Source organism: Nostoc sp. JL33 (assembly GCF_017114985.1).
Taxonomy (GTDB): Bacteria; Cyanobacteriota; Cyanobacteriia; order Cyanobacteriales; family Nostocaceae; genus Nostoc.
The window spans coordinates 43,336-68,482 of the sequence record NZ_JABXKP010000082.1 but is presented as its reverse complement, the minus strand read 5'-3'; the positions used below and the strand labels follow the sequence as shown (position 1 = coordinate 68,482).

Genomic DNA, 25,147 nt, shown 5'->3' with positions numbered 1-25,147 from the left:
ACAAAATTCAATATGCACATTTGACTAGACTAACCAAAGTTAACTTTTACCAAAGATAAATCATCATCAAGATTATCTTGAGCATTTAAGGTAAGAATGTTCGCTAATAGTTGATTTAGGTTACAGGTATCTTTCTGGCTATATTCGGTTAGTAAGTCAATGAAAGCATCAATACCCCAAATTCTCCCATCTGACTGATTAATTTCATAAGCACCATCACTAAAGATATATAAAGTGCTATTTTGTTCGATATCAAAAACAGTATCCTCAAATTGGACATCAGGTAAAAAGCCAATTGGTAGGTCTAAAGAACTTAGCTGTTTAACTTGGATGTTTGTTGTAGAGGTATTAGATAATAGTAAAGCTGGTGGATGTCCGGCGTTGCCATAAATGAGTTGACGTTTAAGGCGGTGATAAACTCCATACCAGATTGTGAAGTATTTATCACCGTGCTTGCTCATTTGGAAGGCGTGATTCAGGGCTTTCAGGACTTCACTTGGTTGACAAAAGTTAGTGTTCGGTAGAGATTGCGATCGCAAAATATTCAGCACAGATACAGATAGGAGGGCTGAACCCACCCCATGTCCTGATACATCTAACAAATAAATTGCTAAATTATCCTCGTCAATCCAATGATGATCGAAGCAATCGCCCCCTAGCTGTGCTGAGGGAATAAACAAATTTTCTGTAGTTACTGCTCCAACAAGCGGTGAAGGTAAAAGCGATCGCACATAATCAGCCGCCTCAGCTAATTCTGCCTCCAAAATTTGCTTTTGGTTTTGTAAATCCTGATTGAGTGTCTCCAAAGCTTCTTTTTGACTTTGTAAATCCCGATTCAGCTGATGTAACCTTAATCCTGCTCTTACCCGTGCTTTCAATTCATTCATCTCTATTGGTTTAGAGATAAACTCGTCTGCTCCAGCGTCAAGTCCCTTAACTCTATCTTCCTCATCTCCTGGAGCTGCTCCCCTAGCCGTCAATAAAATAAAAAAAGTAGTTGCCAACTCTGGATCTGCTCTAATTCGACGACACACTTCTAGTCCATCTAGCTGGGGCATCATCCAGTCACAGATAATCAGAGCTGGATGTAGTAATTGTGCTTGTGTAATTCCTGACTCGCCATTGCTGGCTACACTGGTATCATAACCCTGCTTTTCGAGTGTTCTTTTCAGTACTGTTCGCACTATAGGGTCATCATCAATAACCAGAATTTTAAACATAAATTAAATTTTCCTAAGTAAAATGAGCAGTAAATAGTTGCTTTAATTTAACTTATATGCAATTTAATTTTTAATGTATAGTGAAAATACTCAAATTAAATAAATTAATTACCGAATCCGATGATTTAAAAGTATTTTCTTGGTTAAAAAGTGAAAAATAAAATTTATCTAAAAGTCAACACAGACCTGACAGCATCGCCTCAAGTGTTGTCTTGGTTCGAGCAGATGAATGAACCAGCTATTCCCGATCAACAAATTTGGTGGCAATGTCAAACGCTTTTGATGGAAGGCTTTACTAACATTGTTGAACATGCCCATAGGAATTTACCCATTGAAACTCCTATTGAAATAGAAGCTCTGCGGTTAGATGAATACATAGAAATTCGTATCTGGTCTCAAGGTGAACCCTTTGACTTAGAGCATAAATTGCGGCAAACATGTGAATTTGAGGAGAATGAGCAAAAGCGTGGTCGTGGTTTAAAAATCATGTCCGCGATTGCCGACAAGTTGACTTATGAGCCGACACGAGATAATCGTTGCTGTTTATTTATTAGGAAATATTATTAAAGAGGAGTTATGAGTTAGAATTATTGATTAAAAATTCTTGGATGCGTTTAACAAACTCTTCTAATTCTGAGATGAAGTTAGTAGTACCTCGACGCTCTTGCTTGCGAGCGAATTCTTCTAGTTTTTCTGCGGCCAGATGCATGGTTGTAGCCCCCATGTTGGCACTAGCGCCTTTAATTTGATGGGCTTGGAGCGCTAGTTCCTGAAAGTCATGAGCAGCGATCGCTATTTTAATTACCTCTAGACGCGGTTGAATATCTTCAACAAACATTTGCAGTAGTTCCAATTCAAATTCTGGGTTGTTTTCTGAGAGTTGATGCAAACGTTCCCAATCAATTTGGAGGTTAACTAAACCTGCATCTGACTCTAAGGCTGCTGCTTGTTTTGCCGTGAATATCACACTTCTCCAATGCTCTAGCGCCGCCCCCAATTTTTCTTTGATTACTGGCTTGCTCAAATAGTCGTCCATTCCGGCATCTAGACACATTTGTTGGTCTTCTTTCATGGCATTAGCTGTCATCGCAATTACTACAGGACGATGACCACTGACAAAGCTGCTTTCTTGCCAACGATGAATTTCTTTTGTGGTTTCTAAACCGTCGAGAACTGGCATTTGGGAATCCATCAGAATTAAATCGTAGGGAATTTTTTTTAATAACTGCAAAACTTCTTTGCCATTACCAGCGACATCAGCGCTATAACCCAGGCTTTGGAGTTGCTTTAAGGCAACTTTCTGATTCACCAAATTATCTTCAGCTACGAGAATTCTAAGTCTGGGGGAGTCAGGAGCCAGGAACGGGCAGCTAGGAGAAAGATAGTTGCTGTTATTTCCGTAATTTTTCAGTTTTAACTCCTGAGGAATGTATTCTGAGGAATGTATTCTGACTCCTGACTCCTCTTGTTCCGGCTTCATTCCTAAAATAGTCATGATGGTATCGAGGAGTCGAGACGGCTTAACAGGTTTGACCAAATAAGCCGCAAATCCTATTTTTAGCGCCCGTTGGATTCCATCCCGTTGATTAGTAGGAGTAAGTATAATCAAAGGCAGCCCAGCGATCGCTGAATTTGTCTTAATTTGTTCTCCCAAAGTAATGCCATCTATTTCTGGCATCTGCATATTAATCACAGCAACGTCATAGAAATTTTTTTGCTTGGCAGCCTCCTGAATAGCTTTGAGGGCAGTCGTAGCCGAAGCAGCCTGATCCACCAGCATTCCCCAACGGGTAGCTTGATAGTGGATGATTTTGCGATTAGTAGCATTATCATCGACTATTAACAAGCGGCGATTGAGCAAAAGTTCGGGTTCGCCTTCTGAGGAAATAGGGTTAAGTTGCTTGGCAAGAATTACTTCAAACCAAAACTTAGATCCTTTCCCCAACCGACTCTCTACGCCAATTTCTCCTGCCATCAAGCTCACCAGTTGCTTGCAGATGGCTAATCCCAAACCTGTGCCGCCATATTTGCGGGTGGTGGAAGCATCTACTTGGGTAAATGGTCTAAAGAGTTTGCATTGATCTTCAGGGGTAATGCCAACACCAGTATCTGTGACGGCAAAATAAATGCTGGCTGTAGTAGAGGAAAGCGATCGCAATTCTACTCGTAATACTACCTCTCCATTGCTGGTGAACTTGATCGCATTGCTGATCAGATTCATGATAATTTGCCGCAGGCGACCAGGATCGCCTTGAAGGTGGGTGGGGACATTATCATAGATCAACGCTGCAATTTCTAATCCCTTATTATGAGCTAAGGGAGCCAATAATTCCAACACCTCTTCTACACAAATAGATAAGTCAAAATCTAGAGTTTCTAGTGCCATTTCCCCAGCCTCAAGTTTGGACAGATCCAAAATTTCGTTGATCAGACTTAACAGAGCGTCTCCGCTAATGCGAATTGTTTCGATAAAATCCCGTTGCTCCGAGTTTAGGGGAGTTTCTAACATTAAGCCTGTCATCCCCAACACAGCATTCATCGGAGTCCGAATTTCATGGCTCATGTTCGCCAAAAACGCACTTTTGGTTTTAGAAGCTAATTCCGCTTGCTGACGGGCAATTTCGAGTTCTCGTCGCTGTTGAGTTTCCGCGTTTAACATTTGGGCTTGGGCTAAGGCAATACCTACTTGGTCAGCTATTTGCCGTAAAAGATGAGTTTCAAAGCTAGACCAGTGGCGGGAACTGCCACACTGATGGACAATCAGCAAACCGCAGAGTTCTTCTTTGACAAGAAGGGGTATGACCAAATCGGACTTGACGCCAAATTGTTGCAGCAATTCCATTTGGCTTTTTTGGGCTTCAACTATATCGAATTCAGCCAGCGCCAAAGACCCTCTTTGACGGTGCTGCTGTAGATGGTACTGCTGTATGTATTCGGTTTGAAAGTAAGCATCGGTGAGCTTTTTATCTTTGATTGCCAGCCAGCCAGAAATTACTGCCTCCACCACGGTGGCTTCAGATCCATCTGCCAAAGGTTGATAAATTAAAACTCGATCGCTATGGAGAATTTTTTGTACCTCCGTAACAGTGATTTGGAGAATTTCTTTGATTTGCAAAGACTGACGAATCTTCAGGGTGATTTCAGTAAATAGTTGCGATCGCAAGTTTTGGCGTTGCAGTTCTTCTTCTGCCTGCTTGCGCTCAATAAACTGCCCTACTTGCTCACCAATAGAATTCATCACTTTTGCTAAATCTGGGTCAGGTTGCTCGATCTGATGGCTAAAGCAGGTAATTACACCGAAGATTTTTTTACCACTACGGATCGGAAAACCGAAAGCTCCGTGCAGTTCTGCTTGGGCAGCGATTTGAGAGCGGATGAAATTCTGATCTTTAACGACATCAGCGATCCAAACAGGTTCAGCACTAGCCCAGACACCACCAGGCAGCCCAATTCCTGGTGCAAACGTCGTCTGCCGACTTAGGATGTCAAATTCTTGCATCTTGTAGGATATTTTATACCATACATTTAGCAGACTTAGTAGATTTGCTCGTTGATCTACTATCCAAAATTCACTTAAATCCCATCCCAAACTTTCGCAGATTCCTTGGAGGATTTGGGGCATGGCTTCGTTGATTGTAGTTGAATCTGCTAAGACGCGCGTTGTAGAATACTCTGCTTTGAGATGCTCTTCAGCTCGTTTGCGTAAGCGAAGTTCGTCGTAGACATCGCTGATGTCAATACCTGTGCCAATAATATATTCAACGTCGCCCTCATCGTCTTGCAAAATAGTGTTAGCCCAGGCAATCAGCCGCCGACTGCCATCTTTAGCTACCCAATAGTTTTGGTATTCTTTGAGCGCTTCACCAGATCGTAACTGCTGAAAAACTGCTTTAATCGGCTCGATATCTTCTGGAAGTAGAAACAAATTCCAGAAATGCCTTCCTCTCACCTGATCAAATGAGTAACCAGTTGTTTTTTCACAAGCTTGATTGAAGCGGACGATTTGCCCTTGTGTGTCAAGAACTATTACCAAAGTGCTGGCTGTATCAAGGACTGCTGAGATAAAGTTGCGTTCTTTGCTCAGTGTCTCCTCTGTTAATTTACGCTGTTTTCCCTGACGATAAATCAAGTAGTAGAGTATAGCCAGAATCAGAAAACTTAGACAAATAGCGATCGCAAGTGTCAAAAGAGTATTGCCGACACTAGTTTTTGTGATTTTTAACTGCTGCTGAAGTTCTTCCGTCTCTTTGTTTTCCATCTCACGAATGATATTGCGGATATCACTCATTAAGTTATTTCCCTGATTTGTATTTATTACCTCCAATGCAGCATCTAATCCTAAATTCTGGCGCAAGTCGATAGTCTTTTTCAGTTCGGTAAGTTTTACTGCAATCAGGGGTTCAAGGGTGTTGATTTGACTCAGTTGCTTAGGATCATCTGCTGTTAATTTTCTTAGCTGTTTAATTTCGGGAACAAGTTTGGTAATTGCTGTCTGATATGATTTTAGATACGCATCCTGTCTAGTGAGTATATAACCGCGTTGTCCGGTTTCAGCATCCTTGATATTAGACAGCAGTTCTTGCAAGCTATTGATTGTCAGTTGGGTGTTGTTCAACTTTTCACTAGTATTAATCAACACTCCCGTAGTCTGATAGAAGAACGCGCAAATCAGGACTAAAATTGCCAACGCCAACCCAAACCCTACGGCTACTCTTTTAAAAAATTGTTTGCGTCCCTTCTGCGTCTGTTTGCGTGTATCACTTCCCAATACCAAACTTCCTAAGTTGCGCCGCATTTCTAATTGCTTGATTACCTGGCTACCTAGAATTCGTAATGCTTCAACTTGTTTGGCAGAGAGGTTTCTTGGTACATGGTCAATTACACAAAGTGTTCCTAGTGCATATCCTTCAGGGTTAATCAGGGGTACACCAGCATAAAACCGAACATTCGGGTCAGATGTGACTAGCGGGTTTGTAGCGAACCTTTCGTCTTTTGTGGCATCAGGCACAATAAAAACTTCAGGTTGCATAATAGCATGGGCGCAGAATGCGACATTTCGGGGTGTTTGTAGGGCTTCCATTCCAACTTTTGACTTGAACCACTGGCGATCGCTATCAATTAAACTGATTAAGGCAATCGGAGTTCCACAAATATATGAGGCTAAATGGGTGAGGTCGTCAAAGGCAGCTTCCGAACGAGTATCGAGGATCTTATACTGCAAAAGAGATTCGATTCGCTGTATTTCGTTATCAGGTAATGGTGCTTTCATTCTTCAGGCTTATACCATTTGGGATTTTGGATTGGGAATCGTCTTGGTGCGAATTCATCTGTCGCCATCATTTTTCAAATTGGTATTAGGGACTGACAACAAATCGCATTGACAAGAAATACCAAATATGAATCAAGGTTAAAAACCATATCTTTCGGTAACAGCATTGCTGTGTCCCTACAGCATGGTCTATTTACGTAGTTTACCGCCGTAGGCATCGCAGCATAATTAAGAAAAGCCTGAAAACTTCGTCAACATCGTTAATTGGGATCACGATGCATTTCTACAGTGCGTAAGTACTAGGTTATTAACCTTGAAAGGGTTAGTACTTGGTTATATCATGTCCGGTTAAACACTGCCCAATAGACATACAATACGGTTAGATAAGGTTTTTGATGACACGCCACTAATCGCAAAGACGCGATAAATCGCGTCTCTTGCCTTAACCGAACCGTATTGAATAGACTTTCTTGCAAAAGTCCCTAACACCCCACCCCCAACCCCTCCCCGCAAGCGGGGAGGGGAGACAAAGCGTAGCTTTGGCGGGGTGGGGTTCTTATTTTTGATTTATGCAAGAGGTTTAATAGACATAGGAGTAAAAAAGAATGTAGAGACGTAGCACTGCTACGTCTCTACAAGGATTTTGGATAACGCATATTTCAAATCCCCTGCTCCCTACCTCCTGATTAACAGCAAAATTATTGCGGCGGTAGTTTTGGGTGTGTAGTCGAATACTTTGCGACGATGCTAGAAATCTCAGGGTTGTAAAGCCTCAGATAATTCCAATAGTTGCCAAATACTTGCCGCACATAATTTTTGGTTTCATCAAAGGGAATTTCTTCAACAAACTCATCTGGATCTTTTGTAGTTTGAGTTTGCAGCCATTTAGAGACATTGCCGGGGCCAGCATTGTAACTGGCGATCGCCAGCAAGGAGTTATTGTTATATTGCTGATGGGTATGATCCAAATACCATGTACCCAGCATGATGTTATCGTTGGGATTTTCTAAGTCTATGGTTTTGATATCCACCTTAATTTGTGGCGCAATCCATTTAGCTGTACTCGGCAACAGCTGCATTAAACCAGTAGCGTTCGCAACGGACTTGATTTTTGGCTCAAACCGTGACTCTTGACGCATTAAAGCAGTGACTAACAGGGGATTGAGTTTACGCTCAGTAGACCACTTTTCAATCTCCCGGAGATAAGGAAATGGATAACGGGCTTGCCAGTAGGTGATTTGTTTGCTCAGAGTCTGATATTGGGCAAGTTCAGCTGGTGTTTCCCGATCTTCCAATTTAGAAATTTTGTCAATTCCGACGATATTTTCTCCCTTAGCCTGCCGCATCAACCCTTCAGTAAATTGCTCTGCTACCGTTGGCTGAATTTTGTTCTGAAATTCTGTTTCCCATTGTAACCAGGCATCGCGGTCTTGACCCAGCAGATATAATTCTTTGAAAGTTTCAGAACCAGCAGGCGGTAATGGACGCTGGGGTGTGATTACTTCCGGGTTCATGACGCGCACGTTGTCAAAGTTGCCAACATTTAGCCCCAGCATCGTTGCTGCTCGCCATGCATAGTAAGAGTAGGCAAAGTTGCTAATCACATACTCATAAGCAGTTTGAGATTCCTGCTGTTTCCCTAGTAAAGCTGCCCATTTCCCTACCCAAAAGCCCGCTCTCGGAGCCAAAATACTGTTGGGATTGTTGGTGACAATTGGTTGTGCCCATTGCCAAGCCCCGACGTAATCTTTAGTTTTGGCTTTATCTTGGGCGATTTTCCAACGGTACTCTGCGGCTTCATCAGAATTGCCGTATTTGGCTATGAGTAATTGCCACGCCTCGCTAGCTGACTTTTGATTATTCGTGGCTTGGAGAGTTTTAGCTTTTTGTACCAGTGCAGTACCAGCTTGTTTCGGAAATTTACTAATTACCTGCTCAAGATAGGGTAAGCCGTCTTTAGCTGTTTTTGCGGTTTCTGCTAACCGCAGTAGTGCAGTTCCAGTTTCTTCGCTATTTGGAAATTGCTGTACCACTTGTTTATAAGTGGCGATCGCTTTTTCTTTATCTTTGCCTCCTACCTGTAACCCCCGTGCAGTACGGTAGAGGTTACGCGATGTTTTCGGTGCATTGGCATAAGCATTAGCCGCCTTCAGAAATTGATTATTTTCCCAATAGCTTGTACCAATTAGTTCCCAGTCTTCGGGTTTGAGGGTAGGCTCTTTTACTAGCTGATCCAAAACGCCCACTATGCCTGGTTCGTCATAGGCATACTTAGCCAAAATCAATTGTAATTGTGGCTGGTTCGGATTTTCTTGCAAGCGTTTGCGGATAATTTCCCAAGTCAGAGGATTGGAAGGAAATTGAGCGATCGCAGTTTCTTGTTGCTTCGGTTGGGCAATCAGATATAGCGCTTTGACTGTTGCCGCTTCTTTGGGATACTGTTTGAGCACGCTTCGCCTGAGATCCGAGGCTTTGCCATCCTCGCCCAGTATATCCTGTGCCTGTGCCTGTTTCAGCAAAATGTAGGGCGCGAGGAGGGGATAGTCTTTCTCTAATCCATCCAGTAAAACCAGCGCTTTTTTTGCTTGGCTTCTTTCAATATAATCACTCGCCAAAAGATAACGAGCGCGATTTCGGTCTGGCGATCGCGATTCTTCAGCGATCGCTGTTAGTTTTGCCGCCCGTTCTGGCAGCGATTCTGATACCAGTGGGAGAACGGCTGATTGGGCAATGCTACCCTCTAATGTTTGCTCTGTTTGATTCTTACTCAGTTTGAGCCATTTACCCAGAGACTTGCCAATCTCAGGTGCTGATACCATTGCCCCAGCTAAAAAGGCAAACAGTGCTGCACCCGCAATTATCGAAATTTGCTTTTTCTGTAGTTTCTTCAGCATGAATACCCGCTGAAAAGTTCCGGTGAGTTTCTTGAAACTCTAACACTCCTAACCATCACTGTTACCAATTTTTAATTTTAGATTTTTAATTTTATGTAGAAAAACCCTAATTTTCAACCATAGGGTTGGCAGTATTGAGTAACTAACACATTTTATATACTATTACATCTATCTTGGGTAGTTGATAGATTCATATTGCTGGATGCAAATAATCTCTGCTACTCATCTGACCATACTGGTATGTTCCGGTGCAGTGACTTGTCAACCAATGAATGCATTTATCCCACAGCCAGCAATTCATTCAGCTTGCTCTTCAAGTCTGGCGATGCCATTAGCGGTTTATAGAACCCATTTGGGATCTTGGAAGAACGGGTAAAATGAGAAATAAATGCCGTACTCCAGCAGCTTAACCGACAAAGAGTGGGCAATCATTGAACGTTTTATCAGACTCATGCTTAAGCGGTTAGCTCAGGCATAGATATCAAATGGGTTCTATATATCCTTGGACTCCATAAACCTGTCAGTTCACAGATAAGGGCACTCTACTGCCGAGGCAAGGTCGGATCAAGTTATCTGGAAACTTCTCAACGTCTCCCCTCTATCAGGTTTCTGCGATGCGATCTGCTTTGCAGCAACGCTTCGTGATCGCTTTGGGCCCCTACTCATCCCTACTCAATCTTCCAATTAGGCGTATAACCAGAAGTAACTTGGCTATACATTTGCAAGACCGATGCAGAAATACGTCCTGAGAGTTTTGCGATCGCCCATAGCGCTCTTGTAAAATCATTTTCAATTGTTGAGAATTCGCCCAGGAAAAAGTTTATGGCAGATATGTCCGGTCAAGACCCCTCGGAAATCACAATGGCAACGGTTGATGAAGAACGAAAAGGCGCAACTTTCAGCGGTACGGTCATCCTTGGTATAGATCCTGAGGGTGGGGAAGTCGTTTTCTTTAGAGACTTTTTAATTGAAGATTATAAAGGCGAACTTACCGCAAATCTTGCAACAGATGGCGATATCACGAAAAGCATTGATTTAGGCGAACTCGATCATAAAAGCCCCAGTTTTAGGCTGCCAATTCCGCTCTTAACGGATACATTACCCTACAATACAGTCGTGTTGAGCGACAAAAAAAGCAAGAAAAAAATCCTGACGATCAATCTATAAAATTTGTAACTTAGCTCGTAGTTCAGCCAAATTCGATTGCCCTCCTGTATAGATCTCAAATGGGTTCTATAAACTTCGTTCTCCCGTTGAATGAATTTGCTCCTCCCTTTCCATTTCGGAGAGGGAGGCTGTCCGGGAGAGGTTCATCGAACTCAGCTTACTTATGGGATGAAAATGCGTCCAACTCCTATGTAGTTCTCAATATCAAGTACGATCTCAATAATACGGTCAGCACATCGGCTGCGGTAGCTAGCTTCTTTACTGAAACGGTCAAGATTTCCAATTGTGATGACTGGCAATGAATCAGGTGTATTGTCTTCGCGAATAACTTGCTCTAATGAATCCTCTCCTTTCATGTTGCGATTCGCAGTCAGCAAAATCACTCGGTTTTGTTGAGCGAGTTGCCATACAACTCGATCATTGCTATCCGTTGGCAACTCAATGTCTTGAAAAAAGATAAAAGACAGAGGTATCAGATCAAGCCAACCATCATTTGCAATTTTTCCCAGAAGAATAGCAGCGTATTTCTGAAGATTGTAATCAACCAGAAAATTCATGACTCCACTGCATGTTTAGCTTTCTGCGCTTGGAGTTTTTTCCATAGAGATTCTTGACCGGGCTTAGGCGGCATCGTGGCAATCTGAGTAAGGCGATCTTGGTTCCGTTCTTCCCAATACTGCTGGATTTCTTCTGCTGTTTTCAAAACTTCTTGGTACTCAGCTTCAACCTCAGTACGATTCGTCTCAATGTAGGATAAAGCCGACTCAAGTTGGTTTTTTGTCAGTGGAAGCCAATTCAAGACTAATTCTGGTGGTCGTCTAGCTGCGAGATGATCCATCACGTCATAAATAGTAATACGAGTGCCTGCGATCGTTAATCCCCGCTCTGTACGGATGATGGCTGTTTGTTCACTTGATCCTATCATACCCTCAGATCCTTGAAAATTGATCGTATATTATCCTAGCAAAAAGTAGGGTGGGCATTTGCTTACCACATCTGAGTGAAGCGATCGCTTCCAAAATGCTACTATGCGTCGCCGAAATAGCAAATGCGTAGGCGTAGCCAGCCGTAGGCATCGACGATATAACAAATGCGGTTCCCGATATCACAAATGCGGTTCTCAATATAACAAATGCGTAGGCGTAGCCAGCCGTAGGCATCGCCGATATAGCAAATGCGGTTCCCGATATAGCAAATGCGGTTCCCGATATAGCAAATGCGGTTCCCGATATCACAAATGCGGTTCCCGATATCACAAATGCGTAGGCGTAGCCAGCCGTAGGCATCGCCGATATAAGCGCGTTTTTAACCGTGGTGAAAAAGCTGTCCGCATTCGCCTAGATTAGAGATAATATTTCTATCATCAGTAATTCTCTATCATCTATGACTCAAGCCATACCCAAGCTAGTAACCTTTGAGGAATTTGTCGATTGGCTACCCGAAAATCGACGAGTACGCTACGAACTACACAACGGACAAATTGTTGAAATAGCGCAACCAGTAGGGAAACACGAAGAAGTTAAAGGATTTCTAGGTATTGAAATTGCTGTTGAAATCGAACGTCTAGGATTGCCCTACTTCATACCCAACCAAGCTATAGTTAGACCTGCTGAAAAAGATTCTGGTTACATCCCAGATGTGTTGGTGCTAAACCGTGCAAATTTGGCAAACGAAAAATTATGGAAAAAAGAATCTATCGTTAGTTTAGGTGGATCAATACCTTTGGCAATTGAGGTTGTATCAACCAACTGGCGAGACGATTACTATATAAAATATGCTGACTATGTTCGCGTAGCGTCTCGAAGAGAAGAGATGGGTATCCCCGAATATTGGATTGTCGATTATGCTGCCTTGGGTGGACGTAATTTTATCGGCAACCCCAAACAACCGACAATCTCTGTTTGTAACTTAATTGATGGCGAATATCAGATAAGTAAGTTTCGAGATAGCGATGCCTGCGGCGGTAAACTACGCATTATTTCCCAAACTTTTCCCGAATTGAATCTCACCCCAAATCAAATTTTTCAAGCTGGTGTGGTGTAGCATTTAACCCTTATCGTTTTGCCAATTCTGGAGTACGCCCCTTCAAACCGATCATCAACTTCAGCATAAACACCTTTAATACAGGTACTCGCTGCAAAAACCATAAACCCAGCCGACGCACCACCACCACAGGTAAGAAATTATTAGAAAACATCCGATCTAACAAATCGGTGAAACCTAAAATCGTCAGGTTTTCCAGCTTGCGCCAGCGTTCATAACCTTTCAGAATCTGAATATCGCCGATATCTTTACCCGCCTTGTGCGCTGCTTGGATTACTTGCGCCAAAGCCGCCGCATCCCGAATACCCAGATTTAAACCTTGTCCGCCGACAGGATGGCAATTGTGCGCTGCATCACCAATTAATGCCAGTCGGGGGAGAACATAGCGATCGCTTTGCATGAGTTGTACCTGAAATACAAAGCGATCGCCCAGTAATTCCAATTTCCCCATCTGATTCCCATAGCGACGGGTGAGTTCTCTTAAAAATTGCTCGTCATCTAAAGCACATAAAGCTTTTGCTTCTTCATGTGGGGCTGTCCAGACAATGCGGCAACGGTTCCCCGGTAAAGGTAAAATTGCAAAAGGCCCGCTAGACCAAAATCTTTCGTAAGCGGTGTTGTTGTGGGGTTTTTCTGGTTTGACAAATGCCACGATGCAAGATTGCCAATATTTCCAGCCAGAGGTTTTGATCCCAGCAGCTTGACGAATTGGCGATCGCGCCCCATCTGCTGCTATCAGTAATTTGCTCTTGAGAGTCCGTAACTGATCGGCAACTTTAATATCTATCGCTACTATATCCGAATGGTATTGCGTATTTACCACTTCCGCCGGACATAGATAAGTCACATTTGCACAATCTTGGACAAACTCTTGCAAAGGCTGCAACAACGCTTGGTGTTCCGCCACATAACCCAACTCTGCTGTACCTATATCATCTGTGGTGAATTCCACCACATTGGGATAATCGGCATCAGAAAGACGAACTCGGCAATATTTGGCGATTTGAGGCAACATTTTGTCCCAAACTCCAATTCCTTGGTAAATTAACGACGAAAGCTGATGAACTGCATAGGCTTGCCCTTTAGCCACAGATGCTGATGCCACTTTCGCTTCAATCAACAACACACTCAAGCCAGAATCTTTTAAAGCAGAGGCTAGAGTTAACCCAATAATCCCACCGCCGACTATTACCAAATCATATTCATATCCCCGCTCATTTGGCGGTGTTGGTTGAGGGGAAATACTTTGCTCAAGCTGCGTTAGGGTCATTGTTAAGTTAGGTTACAGCATCTTACCTCTTATTTTTACGCGATCGCGCCCCTGAGAGCAAGTTAATAGAAGCAAACATTGAAAAACCTCGCTGATGACTGAGGACAACAGCGAGGTTACAAAGCTTTATTTATTTTGCAGATAAATAAACTAGAAATTTTGTTACACAGCTACGACAAACTATTACTACTAACAGTAACTTCTGATTAAATATGCTGTGTTTGACGGCAGAAGATTATAGATGATGTCTGCGAACGTAATGGTGACGTATTGGTTTGTGATGATGTCTATGATATCTAACAGCAGCTGAAGCCGGTGTAGCTTGGAAGATTGGTGCAGCAATGGCTATGGGGGTAGCAAGTGCTAGAGCTAGAACTAAACCTTTAGCAAATTTGTTCATCTGATTTATTTGATTCTATTTATTCAGCGAATCTCTGAATTAAATATGACAAATAGATATGTCGATATCTTGTTATTTATATGAAGTTTTTGTGGAGATTTTTACCAATATTCGCATCTATATACAGCTTAAACTTTATTAGTCTACAGAGAAAAATTACGGAGTTTTTCGGCAAGTAGCCAGAATTAATTCTGGGACTAACTAAGGGTGATTCTATTGTTTTAAAGAAATTTACCAACTTCAAAAAAAACCTGCTGTGGATCACGGCAGGTCTAAATGGTATGGTATGTAGTTTGAGAATAGTAGAAAATAAGCTTGGCAGACTATGACTACAAAATATAGGACTAATATTTGATTTCTGAAAAAGCTCGGTACAACTCGAAAAGCCTTATTCCTTATTCCCTACTCCCTACTCCCCACTCCCCGCCTACGTAGATAATTTCAAAAATCAAATACGATTCCTATATGAAAGTTAATAGCAACTAAGTAGCTAGGCGTAATTAAACATAAGATCAAACCTCACCCTCAATCCCTCTCCTTATTAAGGAGAGGGAAGCCGGAGGCAGGGTGAGGTTTTATATTTAATTTGACCCACTTACTTATAAGAACCATATTTGAGCAACAAGACACTCATAAATAACCGTCTCTAGTCTGCGATCGCTGCCAGCTTAACCATTATTAAAACAGAATCAAAAATTAGTTATTTGGGGTGGTTGGTGTAGCTGCGGGTGACGTAGTTGCACCTGTTGGAGTAACGTGTTTTTTAACTAGGGATTTACTTCTAACAGCTTGGCTGGAGTTGTGGTGTTTATGTTTATGATGATGCTTCCGTTTTGCAGTCTTGGATTTGGCAACTTTAGCAGTTGCTTGCGTTGCTGTCGGGGTAGAAGTAGTTTTGGCTTGAACAGTAGATGCAGAAAGGGCTACAGGGGCAGCAAACATTAGAGTTAAAAGTAAGGCTTTAGCGAACTTATTCATTTGAGATTCCTGATCAAATAACCAATTGCCTAACTATCTACTAGCCGTATGTCATTAGTTTGTAATTTGTGTGAATCTTACGTGTGATTTTTTAATTATCTCTATTCAAAGATAGATGACTTGAAGTGAAGACCTTGCTATATAATACTGAGAGCGATCAATTCTTCTGCCATTTCAAAGTTAGCTGTGACATTTTGCACGTCATCCAGGCTTTCTAGAGTATCGATTAACTTGAAAAGCGATCGCGCCTGATCGGGATCAGTAACTTCTGCACTAATACTGGGAATCCAGCGCAATTCGGCTTCAGTAACTTTAATGCCTTGATCTTTAAGTGTCTGGCTAAGGGTTTCTAAATTTCCAATATCAGTAAATACCTCAGCCATCTCATCTTCAGTCATCTCATAAGATTCGGCACCGCCTTCGAGGGATGCTTCTAAAAGCTGTTCTTCGTCAACGACACTCTGCACGACACAAACGCCTTTTTGCTCAAACATCCAGCTAACGCAACCTGTTTCACCAAGATTGCCACCATTTTTACTAAAAGCTACACGCAAGTCAGCAGCAGTGCGATTGCGATTATCTGTAAAGGCTTCGATTAAAATCGCTACACCACTAGGGCCGTATCCTTCGTAGCGAATCGCTTCAAAAGTAGCATTATCCCCGCCATTCGTGCCAGCACCTTTAGCGATCGCTCGTTCAATATTATCATTGGGGATACTCGCTGCCTTTGCCTTGTCAATTGCCGTGCGAAGTTGAAAATTCAGCGCCGGATCTGGTACGCCGCTTCTAGCCGCAACGATAATCGCCCGCGATAACTGAGTGAAGGTTTTTCCCCTTTTTGCATCTACTACGGCTTTTTGGCGCTTAATATTTGCCCATTTACTGTGTCCTGCCATAATCTGAAATTATCAAAACTCTATTCAACATTAGGATATATTCGCTGGCAATAACCATAACTTTAGATAATTGTGCAAAGCTAGATCAGGGCCGATATACTAAACTCACAACGATGCCTGCGGCGGTTCGCAAAGCGACCATCGCCATCATCACTGGTAAGGTGAATATTCTGTCTCGGAATTTTTTCTTTTCTTCGTTTTTATACAACTTTAGTGGTTTAAAGTTGCGGGGAGAGAGTAATGAAAATATTTCTTGTTCGATTTCCTCTATTGGCGGCGCTGGTACATGCTTTTGCTGCCGCAAATCTGGGTTTCCTGTTCTCGCTGGACGTTTTCTACTCATGATGTATCACTAAGAACATCGAAATTGATGTTCTTAGTGATACATTTTATGCTGACTTTTTGCTTAAGTTGGCACCAATGAGCTTTTTCTGTGCCCCTACAACATATGTGGTTCTTCAGTTATTCTTTTATGGCTTTTTCACAGCTTCAACTTTTGCTTCCAGCTTCACTGTCTTCACACCTTGAACTTCTTTAGCCAAGGTTTCAGCTTTTTGAAGTTCTTCAACAGAAGCTGCTGTGCCTTTGAGGATAATTTCACCCTCTTTGTTTTCAACTTGTAACTTATTGCCTGGTAAGCCTTTGTTCAGCTTTTTGCTAACTTCGGTTTTTAAGTCGCCCTTGGCTTTGGTTGCTGCCGTTTTTTCAGCATCGGTTTTAACTTTAGTGTCTGTGCTAGCTGCTAAAGGAGTCGTTTCTGTTCCTGGAATTTTGGCAGTAGTTTGATTTATCTGCGAAGCTGGTGTTGCTGCTGGTTGAGCGGCTTCATTAGTAGTGCTAGGAGTTTCCGAAGCAGTTTTAGGAGCCTCTTGGCAGCCAAAAGTACCAATTAACAAAATGCTACTAACTAGTAATGGAATTAGCTTTTTCATTATCTATCTCCGAATTGAGTACTTGAAGTGTGTGTCATGGTGAGGAGCAGATGTTAAAAAATAATCAAATGTGAAGCAGTAAATGTACCCAAAGCTTGCACTCAGGTTACTGAAAATTGAAGCTTGGACGATTTCTTGAAGCTAAGATTTTTCGGCCAGTTTTGAGAAATGCAAATTCAATTTTCATGGCGGCTGCTAACCAGGATGGCTCTGCATACAGCCTATAGCTCTCGATGAATTTAACGCGTAGATGCTGAGGAGCTTTCTCAATGGTAGACTATGCCATCCCACAGTGGTGACTCGATGTTATCAGATTTGAGTCAGTTTGGCGATGTTTACGACGGCCGTAGCTGCGGCAACTCAAAAGTAAGAAAGTTTTTGCAATACTGTGCCAGCAAAATTACCAACAAAATGTTACTTTAGAAAACTATGGCTTGCTTACAATGCCCTAAATATCAGGAAATATTAGCCAATGCCGTACCTTACTTCCGCCCACGAAATTCGTGCCATTGTTGCTGAATATACCAACGCTAAAACGCTGTGGATAGATACAGAAGTGGCTGACTATAAAAGTCGTAATCCGCGACTATCGCTGATTCAGGTATTAGATAATCCTAAAGATATGAGTGGCGATCGCGTCTACCTTTTAGATGTCCTAGATCAGCCTAACATTATATCTGAATTTATTGATGAAATTATGATAAATTCTGCAATTGAAAAAGTTTTTCATAACGCCAGTTATGATCTAAAGCTTCTCGGTAACAAGAAAGCCAAAAATATTACTTGCACTTTGGAAATAGCAAAAAAAATTCCCTACTATCTTTTACCATTACCCAATTACCAACTCAAGACCATAGCTACAGCACTTTGTAGCTTTAACAATATCGACAAACAAGAACAAAAAAGCGATTGGGGAAAACGTCCCCTGACTGAAGAACAGATAGAGTATGCTTACCTAGACTGCATTTATCTTGCTCAAATCCACTTAAATTTGTTAGGATTACAAGCCCAAGCCTACCCGGACTCTGCAACGGAAGACTTAATATCACTAAGTACCAGATACTCGGAACTTGAGCAGCAATGGAAGTTGTTGAGTTCAGAATTTGAGCATTTAGAAGAACGCATGAAAAAAGCCATGCAAGCTCAGAATATATTGGAAACTTCTAATTACAAGCTGACTAGTTATGAGCGTACTACAGTCAAAGCTGCATTTACAGAATTGGCAAGGCTAGCACAAAGTGAAGGTATTAATTTAGATTTTCCGATCACACTAACTCAGAAACTTCAAAAAGATTTAGGGCCAAATCTGGAACATCTGTCTGTAGATATTGACAAAACTACCTCTTGGCGGCTAAATCCCAAAACTCAAGAGAGTGAAACTGAGGATGAGTAAATTGTTAATCTGGCTACAAATGCCAGAATTTATATAGCAAGTTTTATACTTGATAGTTAATAATTGCTTTTAGAAATAACCATTAAATAAAGCTATTGAATATCAGAGAATTTTGTAAATTGATTTTAGACTTATATCAAAAGTAAAATAATTATTGGGTTCAAGAATTAAAATCTAGATTTTGGTAGTAATTTTGTTCAGGTGTTATGGCAGTTTATATTAACTTATGAGACGGCGTTTATTTGGGCAAAAGCGAACAAGGGTAAATACTTTATTTACCATAGCTATTTTTACTACATTGACTGCAATTAGCAGTGTTTCTTGTAGTAAGAATGACAATGTATTGGTGACAGAAATAGGAGTCACTCCACCTAGCCGTCGTTCAGCGACAACAGCCATTGGTGGGGAATTCTATATTCAGGGAAAGAATCAGCATTTAAACGGCGACTTGCAAGCTGCGATCGCTTCCTATAGTAAGGCAATTGCTGAAAATTCTCAATATGGCGCTGCCTACAACGGCCGAGGATTAGCCTACTTTGATTTGGGAGACAAGGAAAAAGCGATCGCAGATTACAATCAAGCACTTCGGATCAATCCTAACGATGCCGAAGCCTACAATAACCTGGGGAATGCCCGCGCCTCACTAGGAGGTAACAGAGAAGCAGTTAAAGATTACAGTGAAGCGATTCGTCTGAATCCCAACTATGCCGAAGCCTACAATAACCGGGCAAATGCCTACGCCGCCTTGGGAGAAAAAAGAGGGGCGTTAGATGATTTTGACCAAGCGGTTCTCCTCAACCCCAAATATGCGATCGCCTACAATAACCGGGGAAATGCCCGTGCTGCCAATGGAGATCCACAGGGGGCGATCGAAGATTACAATCAAGCTATTCGCCTCAATCCTAACTTTGCCCCTGCTTACAATAACCGGGGAAATGCCCGCGCCACCAATGGAGACAAACAAGGGGCACTCAAGGACTTACAACAAGCAGCAAACATTTTTCAAAGTCAGGGTAACAATGACTTATACCAACAAGTGACGAATAACATCAAAGAACTTGGACAGTAGGCAAAAGCAGGGCTGCTTCACCGCTTTGCATCTACGGCAAAAGCCGCAGCTCCGACTTTTCACTGCGGCGGGCTGCGCTATCCGTTGACGCAGCCTCTTGGAGTCATTGAGCCTCGAAAAAAGCGCTACTGGCATTGAAAGGCTGCAATCCTTTTTTTCTTTCATAGCTTTCAGCTTTTCAAGCGTGCCATTTGCCTTCGACCTAGCTACTATTAATATTCGAGTAAAAATAAATTACTTATGTCTCTTTTACATAATGTAATAATTGCCAAACGGTGCAGTAATAATGCTAGTTTGTAAAAGAATGGCGAATCTTCAAAATAAATTAAGCAACGAATTCTTGAAAAGCGTTGTTTAAGTTTTTGAACTCAGAAATAAGCTTGTGTATTTAGAGATCATTTCCAGTTGGTACTAATTAAATTGAGGTTAAAAAAATGGAAAATATAAACCTAGAGAATTTAGATAACGAACTAATTAGTTTTGATTTAAGTCCAGAAGACATGGAGGCAATCAAAGGTGGTACAAGCGTGCCAGTAGATACCTCGAATAGTAGTAAGTGTCCATCCCTTCCGAAGCGCCCTTTTGGAATTCTAATCGTTGCAGTAACACCCAAGCACCCTTTTCCAATTAGAATCGTTGCAGTACCACCCAAATCCAAGCACGATTAATCATTAAATTAGGACTTACGCAAAATATCTCTCAAACTCCTATTTCTCCGTGTCCTCTGCGCCTGGAGTGGTAGCCTGCGGCAAGCCCTTCGGGTTCAGCAGTCGCTCATGGGGGAAACCCCCAAGACCGCGCTGCTTCACCGCTCCGCGTCTACGTTATTCCGTAACTCTTGCGTAAGTCCTAATAGCGAATTATATTCGCCCAATACTTTTAAAATATCCTCTAAGGAATGCTATATAGTTTTTTTTAGATAAAATATATGAACAATGTTAGTGAGTTGGCGCTCAATTATTTACAACGTTATAACTGCCAGATTCTTGAAGATTATCAAAGTGTTTTGAGACAGGCTTGCGAAATTCATCCACCACCACACGGTATGGCATGGTACGGTAATTCCTATCGTCAGTTTGCTCGTAATGCTGAGTGGTTCTCTAATTCCCTGATTACTAACGTCGCTGAAGAAGGAACTGGTTCTAAACAAGTTTGGCAATTCTCCGAACAGATAGAAAATCAGGAGTTTGCCCAGTTGGTGAGAAATCACTCGATTGATGAGTCGCGCCACTCACTAATGTTTGTGGCACTGTTGAATATTATTTTTCCGACGAAAATAGAAGCAGATTTCCGCACACAGTTGAAAGCCTTTTCTCCGCAATACTATCACCATAAGCATCCGCCCCTAGTACCCATTTCTTCGGCTCAGATAATGGATGAAAAGTTGGTGATGGATGAGATTATCCAAATCAATCTCTTAGAAATTCGGGCATTGATCCTACAATTATTGTTGCGTCCAGTACTGCAAGCATATGCTACACCTAATAACTTAGCAAAAGTAACTCGCATGTCTGATTTGTTAATTTTCGATGAAACTAAGCATATTGAGTACTCTGGTTACTGTATTGGTAAGTACATGGAGCAAGGTCATGGCTCTTGGGTGCGGGAAATGATGATTTACCGTCAAAGGACTGTTAATGAAATGTTTTTAGAAGATATGGAATTAGCAGATTCTGTGGGCACTACTGTTTTACGGACACAAGATCGCTCGTAACTGTTTAGGTTTACCTAGTGCAACAAATCAGTTTCCACGCTAGTTCTGAGCGGCTTTCGCCGCTTAGACTTGTTTATGCTTTGACATTCATCACATCCCAGAACCAATGTGGATGCGATCCTCAACTTCCGCAAATTTGTCTAGTGCCTGCTGTTCAGTACTTAATAGTGAAACGACGATCGCCACAATAAACGCTAGGGGAATAGTAACTAATCCCGGATTTTTCAACGGAAAGGGTGCAGAAGCGTGCTTGAGAATCGTTACTTGAATGGTGGGTGACAAATAAATTAGCACTAAAGAGGAGAGAGTACCTACTAACATACTCGCAACCGCCCCGTTGGTGGTGAAGCGTCGCCAAAGCATTGATAAGAGCAACGCTGGGAAGTTTGCACTAGCTGCGATCGCAAATGCTAAACCTACCATATAAGCGACGTTTTGCCCTTTAAACAAGATGCCCAGGAATATCGCCACTAACCCCAAAAGCATTGTTGCACCGCGAGCCACTTTCAGCTGTTCTGACTCGTCAGCATGACCCGATCGCACCACGTTCACCCACAAATCGTGGGATAATGCAGCTGCACCTGAAAGTGTCAACCCAGCGACAACTGCCAAAATCGTCGCAAAGGAAACAGCAGCAATAAAGCCTAAGAAAGCATCACCACCGAGAAATTCTGCTAACATCGGCGCAGCCATATTACCACCAGTACCAATTTGCTTGATGGCATCTTGACCGACTAACACCATCGCTCCAAAGCCCAGGATGAAGGTAAGGAGATAAAAAACGCCAATAATAGCTGTGGCATAAGTAACTGAGAGCCGCGCTGCTTTGGCATCGGGTACTGTGTAAAAACGCATCAGGATGTGGGGTAGTCCAGCAGTGCCGAACATCAACGACATCCCCAAGGAGATGGCATCCAAGGGATCAGAAACTAGTTTGCCCGGAGCTAATACACCTGTATACTTTTGGGATGCAGCGGCGAAAAGAGCGATCGGGTTAAAGCCAAATCGTGCCAGTACCAAGATAGCTAGTAAGATGGTTCCGCCGAGCAACAGAACTGCTTTGATAATTTGTACCCAAGTGGTGGCAATCATTCCGCCAAAAATCACGTAAGCCATCATCACGCAACCGACGATGACCACAGCTAATTCATAATCAAAGCCAAACAATAGTTTGATTAATTCACCAGCGCCTACCATCTGGGCAATTAAGTAAAAGCTAATCACTACCAGCGTTCCGATCGCAGAGGCGATACGTACAGGTTTTTGCTGCAAGCGAAAAGCCACTACATCGGCAAAGGTGTATTTACCTAAGTTACGTAGTGGTTCGGCAATTAGGAACATGACAATCGGCCAGCCCACCAAGAAGCCGATAGAATAAATTAAGCCGTCAAAGCCATTGAGTGCCACCAGTCCAGCGATACCTAAAAAGCTAGCTGCACTCATGAAGTCTCCCGCTAGGGCCAGCCCATTTTGGAAACCGCTAATTTTACCACCAGCTGTATAGAATTGTGCCGTATTTTTGGTGAGCTTTGCCGCCCAAAAAGTAATGCCTAAAGAACTGGCAACAAACAGAAAAAAGAAAGCGATCGCCAACGGGTTAAACTTACCAAGACTGGTAATATCCGCCGCTAGTGGCAGATCGAACCACACACTATTCATGCTTTTTTTGGTTTAGTATTTTGGATTTGGGATTAGAAATTGCTAATAGCTAATTTACTTGCGTGTCAACCTGGCGATTTGGTCGTCGTAACTGCTATTTGCCCAGCGCACGTAGATAAAAATTAATACCCATGCTGAGACAATTACCAGCGCCCCTAGTAAAATTCCCAGGCTGAGGCCAGGAACTATTAATGACCCCAGCAGGGGCTTATTGAATGCAATTAGCAAGATAAAGCCAAAGTAAATAAACATCATGGCTCCAGTGAGAATCAGGGATACCCGCCAACGTTCAGCCGCGAGAGCCTGGAGAGCCTTTGTGCGATCGCTCATGTCTTCCTTTGGGTTGAGAAGATTAGGCCAGATTGTCTCATTGAAGTTGATTTCTGCGTAATTTTCTTAAAGATTATTAGTAAATCTATTGCTATTTCAGGTAATAAAATTAACTTATGCTTAGTGATATCCCAAATTGACAAGACAATAGCGGCTCTGTTTTGAGTCAGAGAAACATGAAACTATACATACAGTTAGGCTGATCTATTTATGATTTGTGATTTTTTAATTTCAAGTACTTAATTATACTAAAATACTCTGCTGCATCTAAGATAATTCAATTTTTATATACTAAAAATTAAAATATTATTTGTGATAATTGAAAGCCACAAATCCCCGACTTATCAAAAAAGCCGGGGATCTTGTTGTTCACGAATGATTTAGGATAGCCACCTTTTTACTGTAGTATTCAGTCTTGGCATAGATGCTGATAATACTATCACCAACTGCAAAAAAAGTACCTTCTTGCTCATTTTTAGAAAATTGCAAATTTGGGTATTTTGCGCCAACTTCCTCAGCAGTCATAGCTTTTGCTTCCATTTGATCTGGCAATAGTCCCGTAGAACCAATGTAAAATACCAAGGGAGATATTTTCTCTTGGTAGATATTTTCTGCATATTGTTCTAGCTTCTTATTTGCCATAGTTAAAGCTGCAACCATTTCCTCTTTGCCGATCTGCTTACCAGCTTGCTTTTCCTGCAATAACTGCGCCAAACTATCAGCACCAACTTTCTTAAGAATACCTACAACTATGCCATTTTGCTCAAGCCCAAGAAAATCATCAAAAATTGGTTTCATCAATTCGTCAACTTTTGTAATCTTGGTGCGCGATGACAGAAATCTGTGCCTAACAGCGAGATTCTGATTAAATGCGATCGCCAAACTCGGCTTAATGATAATTTCTCCAGTTCCTTTGTCATAAAAACGATACATTCTATCTAAAAACTTGTTAGCAGAATGTAACTTACTCAGGTTCAGAATATCTTGACTGCCGATATCGATTTTATAGCTCAATCTTGAGTCAAGAGTACCATTAACTAAAGCTTCATGGATGTCTGTGTATTCGTTAGTTGTAGGAAAGTTGATGTAAATATTCTTAGAGAGATAGTGCTTTTTAAATTCATCTAACTGCGCCTCTATAAATACATCTGACTCCTTTTTCAAGTGAGCGCAAATAATACTAGTCAGCACTTTAATTTCTGCTAGTTCATTGAATAGTCCATCAATACTGCTGTAACGACTATTAGCAGCTACAAGCGGTAAATTATCTAAGTAAATGGTATGTTCAGCACGAAAGTTAAATTCTTCTGCATTCAGTATGCCTTTTTCTTTTAGTAAGTTAAAGGCTTTTTTACTACTGATTTTGACTTGTAATGACTTTACATTTATTTTGCCGTCACTCACAATCGTGTAATTATTAAAGGTATTGAGGTCATTGACTAGCAAACCTGCTACCTCAATAGTAGGGGTTTGGTCTTCAAATTTGGCAAGTTTGACTTGACGTTTGATAAGCATATTGATAGTAGCAGTATTGCGATTAAACTGAAACTCGCCCATACCAACATACTCAGCATTATCGATATATTCTGTTCTCAACCAAGGTTGGAGCAGTTCTCCATTTTCGTTTCTCACACCTTTAACCCGCTTGATACCTGTTCTTTGATAATGTTCTTGCAGGTGCTTTATATTGACGATAATATTGTTGCGATATTCTGCAAAAATTTGGATTAGTTCTACCAAGGAAATTTTATTATTCGTCATATTGCTACCTTCCATATAAAGGTCAAGAATCTTTTAAAGCCTGTTAAACCGTGGAAAATTGAAGGGCAAACACACAATAAATTGATGCCAAAATGCTAAATTTGGCATATACCACACAACTATTGTGTGTTCATGATTGCATTCACGAACTA

General features: G+C 41.8%; 21 protein-coding genes and 1 pseudogene. 7 read left to right on the top strand and 15 right to left on the bottom strand.

Annotated elements, in window-relative coordinates; translation table 11 throughout:
• Window positions 1-29: 29 nt before the first annotated feature.
• Window positions 30-1,220, bottom strand: coding sequence for a PP2C family protein-serine/threonine phosphatase (locus HWQ23_RS24760; RefSeq protein ID WP_292834168.1), 1,191 nt, complete (start codon window positions 1,218-1,220; stop codon window positions 30-32).
• Between the two features lie 150 nt (window positions 1,221-1,370).
• Here HWQ23_RS24760 and HWQ23_RS24755 point away from each other — a divergent pair, with 150 nt between their 5' ends.
• Entirely contained in the window at window positions 1,371-1,787 is a 417-nt protein-coding gene (locus HWQ23_RS24755; RefSeq protein WP_292834165.1) for an ATP-binding protein, read from the top strand.
• A 7-nt stretch (window positions 1,788-1,794) separates the two neighbouring features.
• Here the strand turns inward: HWQ23_RS24755 and HWQ23_RS24750 are convergent, their stop codons facing one another.
• Window positions 1,795-6,489 (bottom strand): response regulator, encoded by a 4,695-nt coding sequence (locus HWQ23_RS24750; protein WP_292834163.1) that lies wholly within the window; start codon window positions 6,487-6,489, stop codon window positions 1,795-1,797.
• 698 nt (window positions 6,490-7,187) lie between these two features.
• Window positions 7,188-9,383, bottom strand: a complete 2,196-nt coding sequence (locus HWQ23_RS24745; protein WP_292834160.1) for a lytic transglycosylase domain-containing protein — start codon at window positions 9,381-9,383, stop codon at window positions 7,188-7,190.
• 822 nt (window positions 9,384-10,205) lie between these two features.
• On the opposite strand from HWQ23_RS24745, the gene HWQ23_RS24740 reads away from it, so the two are divergent.
• Window positions 10,206-10,550, top strand: coding sequence for a hypothetical protein (locus HWQ23_RS24740; protein ID WP_194043185.1), 345 nt, complete (start codon window positions 10,206-10,208; stop codon window positions 10,548-10,550).
• A 161-nt stretch (window positions 10,551-10,711) separates the two neighbouring features.
• Here the strand turns inward: HWQ23_RS24740 and HWQ23_RS24735 are convergent, their stop codons facing one another.
• From HWQ23_RS24735 to HWQ23_RS24725, 3 genes are read right to left on the bottom strand one after another with little or no spacing between them, the layout of a single operon-like run.
• The gene (locus tag HWQ23_RS24735) at window positions 10,712-11,107 is read right to left on the bottom strand and encodes an ACP S-malonyltransferase (RefSeq protein WP_292834156.1); all 396 of its coding nucleotides are present in this window, start codon (window positions 11,105-11,107) and stop codon (window positions 10,712-10,714) included.
• A complete protein-coding gene (locus tag HWQ23_RS24730; protein WP_292834153.1) occupies window positions 11,104-11,475 on the bottom strand; it encodes a DUF433 domain-containing protein in 372 nt (123 codons plus the stop codon). The genes HWQ23_RS24735 and HWQ23_RS24730 overlap by 4 nt, the downstream gene beginning before the upstream one ends.
• Before the next feature lie 4 nt (window positions 11,476-11,479).
• The gene (locus HWQ23_RS24725; RefSeq protein WP_292834151.1) at window positions 11,480-11,836 is read right to left on the bottom strand and encodes a hypothetical protein; all 357 of its coding nucleotides are present in this window, start codon (window positions 11,834-11,836) and stop codon (window positions 11,480-11,482) included.
• 97 nt (window positions 11,837-11,933) lie between these two features.
• On the opposite strand from HWQ23_RS24725, the gene HWQ23_RS24720 reads away from it, so the two are divergent.
• On the top strand, window positions 11,934-12,593 hold the full coding sequence (locus HWQ23_RS24720; protein WP_292834149.1) for a Uma2 family endonuclease: 660 nt from the start codon (window positions 11,934-11,936) through the stop codon (window positions 12,591-12,593).
• A 10-nt stretch (window positions 12,594-12,603) separates the two neighbouring features.
• Here the strand turns inward: HWQ23_RS24720 and HWQ23_RS24715 are convergent, their stop codons facing one another.
• From HWQ23_RS24715 to HWQ23_RS24690, 6 genes and pseudogenes are all read right to left on the bottom strand, one after another.
• A complete protein-coding gene (locus HWQ23_RS24715) occupies window positions 12,604-13,863 on the bottom strand; it encodes an FAD-dependent hydroxylase (protein ID WP_292834147.1) in 1,260 nt (419 codons plus the stop codon).
• Window positions 13,864-14,098: 235 nt separating this feature from the next.
• The gene (locus HWQ23_RS24710) at window positions 14,099-14,263 is read right to left on the bottom strand and encodes a hypothetical protein (protein WP_292834144.1); all 165 of its coding nucleotides are present in this window, start codon (window positions 14,261-14,263) and stop codon (window positions 14,099-14,101) included.
• 696 nt (window positions 14,264-14,959) lie between these two features.
• Window positions 14,960-15,241, bottom strand: a complete 282-nt coding sequence (locus HWQ23_RS24705; RefSeq protein WP_292834141.1) for a hypothetical protein — start codon at window positions 15,239-15,241, stop codon at window positions 14,960-14,962.
• A 137-nt stretch (window positions 15,242-15,378) separates the two neighbouring features.
• Entirely contained in the window at window positions 15,379-16,137 is a 759-nt protein-coding gene (locus HWQ23_RS24700) for a YebC/PmpR family DNA-binding transcriptional regulator (RefSeq protein WP_292834138.1), read from the bottom strand.
• A gap of 91 nt (window positions 16,138-16,228) precedes the next feature.
• Window positions 16,229-16,480, bottom strand: a pseudogene (locus tag HWQ23_RS24695) (hypothetical protein); the annotation flags it as partial.
• 127 nt (window positions 16,481-16,607) lie between these two features.
• The gene (locus HWQ23_RS24690) at window positions 16,608-17,069 is read right to left on the bottom strand and encodes a BON domain-containing protein (RefSeq protein WP_292834135.1); all 462 of its coding nucleotides are present in this window, start codon (window positions 17,067-17,069) and stop codon (window positions 16,608-16,610) included.
• 472 nt (window positions 17,070-17,541) lie between these two features.
• Between HWQ23_RS24690 and HWQ23_RS24685 the strand changes: the two genes are divergently transcribed.
• From HWQ23_RS24685 to HWQ23_RS24670, 4 genes are all read left to right on the top strand, one after another.
• Entirely contained in the window at window positions 17,542-18,462 is a 921-nt protein-coding gene (locus HWQ23_RS24685; RefSeq protein WP_292834132.1) for a ribonuclease D, read from the top strand.
• 226 nt (window positions 18,463-18,688) lie between these two features.
• Window positions 18,689-19,531, top strand: a complete 843-nt coding sequence (locus HWQ23_RS24680) for a tetratricopeptide repeat protein (protein ID WP_292834129.1) — start codon at window positions 18,689-18,691, stop codon at window positions 19,529-19,531.
• Window positions 19,532-19,965: 434 nt separating this feature from the next.
• A complete protein-coding gene (locus tag HWQ23_RS24675; RefSeq protein ID WP_292834126.1) occupies window positions 19,966-20,199 on the top strand; it encodes a hypothetical protein in 234 nt (77 codons plus the stop codon).
• A gap of 260 nt (window positions 20,200-20,459) precedes the next feature.
• Window positions 20,460-21,245 carry a hypothetical protein gene (locus tag HWQ23_RS24670; RefSeq protein WP_292834123.1) on the top strand — a complete coding sequence of 262 codons (786 nt, stop codon included), beginning with the start codon at window positions 20,460-20,462 and terminating at the stop codon, window positions 21,243-21,245.
• 90 nt (window positions 21,246-21,335) lie between these two features.
• On the opposite strand, the gene HWQ23_RS24665 is transcribed toward HWQ23_RS24670, so the two are convergent.
• The 3 genes from HWQ23_RS24665 to HWQ23_RS24655 form a co-directional block, all read right to left on the bottom strand.
• Entirely contained in the window at window positions 21,336-22,904 is a 1,569-nt protein-coding gene (locus tag HWQ23_RS24665; RefSeq protein WP_292834120.1) for a sodium:solute symporter family transporter, read from the bottom strand.
• A gap of 54 nt (window positions 22,905-22,958) precedes the next feature.
• Window positions 22,959-23,234: a DUF485 domain-containing protein gene (locus HWQ23_RS24660; protein WP_292834117.1), complete on the bottom strand. Its 276-nt coding sequence runs from the start codon at window positions 23,232-23,234 to the stop codon at window positions 22,959-22,961.
• Window positions 23,235-23,603: 369 nt separating this feature from the next.
• Entirely contained in the window at window positions 23,604-24,995 is a 1,392-nt protein-coding gene (locus tag HWQ23_RS24655) for a hypothetical protein (protein WP_292834114.1), read from the bottom strand.
• Between the last annotated feature and the right edge of the window lie 152 nt (window positions 24,996-25,147).

Bases quoted from the DNA above. Each gene is read 5' to 3' on its own strand.
- HWQ23_RS24705 (WP_292834141.1), bottom strand. From the start codon at position 15,241: ATGAATAAGTTCGCTAAAGCCTTACTTTTAACTCTAATGTTTGCTGCC.
- HWQ23_RS24735 (WP_292834156.1), bottom strand. From the start codon at position 11,107: ATGAATTTTCTGGTTGATTACAATCTTCAGAAATACGCTGCTATTCTT.
- HWQ23_RS24660 (WP_292834117.1), bottom strand. From the start codon at position 23,234: ATGAGCGATCGCACAAAGGCTCTCCAGGCTCTCGCGGCTGAACGTTGG.
- HWQ23_RS24655 (WP_292834114.1), bottom strand. From the start codon at position 24,995: ATGACGAATAATAAAATTTCCTTGGTAGAACTAATCCAAATTTTTGCA.
- HWQ23_RS24745 (WP_292834160.1), bottom strand. From the start codon at position 9,383: ATGCTGAAGAAACTACAGAAAAAGCAAATTTCGATAATTGCGGGTGCA.
- HWQ23_RS24675 (WP_292834126.1), top strand. From the start codon at position 19,966: ATGGAAAATATAAACCTAGAGAATTTAGATAACGAACTAATTAGTTTT.
- HWQ23_RS24730 (WP_292834153.1), bottom strand. From the start codon at position 11,475: ATGATAGGATCAAGTGAACAAACAGCCATCATCCGTACAGAGCGGGGA.
- HWQ23_RS24700 (WP_292834138.1), bottom strand. From the start codon at position 16,137: ATGGCAGGACACAGTAAATGGGCAAATATTAAGCGCCAAAAAGCCGTA.
- HWQ23_RS24710 (WP_292834144.1), bottom strand. From the start codon at position 14,263: ATGAACAAATTTGCTAAAGGTTTAGTTCTAGCTCTAGCACTTGCTACC.
- HWQ23_RS24760 (WP_292834168.1), bottom strand. From the start codon at position 1,220: ATGTTTAAAATTCTGGTTATTGATGATGACCCTATAGTGCGAACAGTA.
- HWQ23_RS24690 (WP_292834135.1), bottom strand. From the start codon at position 17,069: ATGAAAAAGCTAATTCCATTACTAGTTAGTAGCATTTTGTTAATTGGT.
- HWQ23_RS24720 (WP_292834149.1), top strand. From the start codon at position 11,934: ATGACTCAAGCCATACCCAAGCTAGTAACCTTTGAGGAATTTGTCGAT.
- HWQ23_RS24685 (WP_292834132.1), top strand. From the start codon at position 17,542: ATGCCGTACCTTACTTCCGCCCACGAAATTCGTGCCATTGTTGCTGAA.
- HWQ23_RS24715 (WP_292834147.1), bottom strand. From the start codon at position 13,863: ATGACCCTAACGCAGCTTGAGCAAAGTATTTCCCCTCAACCAACACCG.
- HWQ23_RS24750 (WP_292834163.1), bottom strand. From the start codon at position 6,489: ATGAAAGCACCATTACCTGATAACGAAATACAGCGAATCGAATCTCTT.
- HWQ23_RS24740 (WP_194043185.1), top strand. From the start codon at position 10,206: ATGGCAGATATGTCCGGTCAAGACCCCTCGGAAATCACAATGGCAACG.
- HWQ23_RS24670 (WP_292834123.1), top strand. From the start codon at position 20,460: ATGAACAATGTTAGTGAGTTGGCGCTCAATTATTTACAACGTTATAAC.
- HWQ23_RS24680 (WP_292834129.1), top strand. From the start codon at position 18,689: ATGAGACGGCGTTTATTTGGGCAAAAGCGAACAAGGGTAAATACTTTA.
- HWQ23_RS24725 (WP_292834151.1), bottom strand. From the start codon at position 11,836: ATGCCTACGGCTGGCTACGCCTACGCATTTGTGATATCGGGAACCGCA.
- HWQ23_RS24665 (WP_292834120.1), bottom strand. From the start codon at position 22,904: ATGAATAGTGTGTGGTTCGATCTGCCACTAGCGGCGGATATTACCAGT.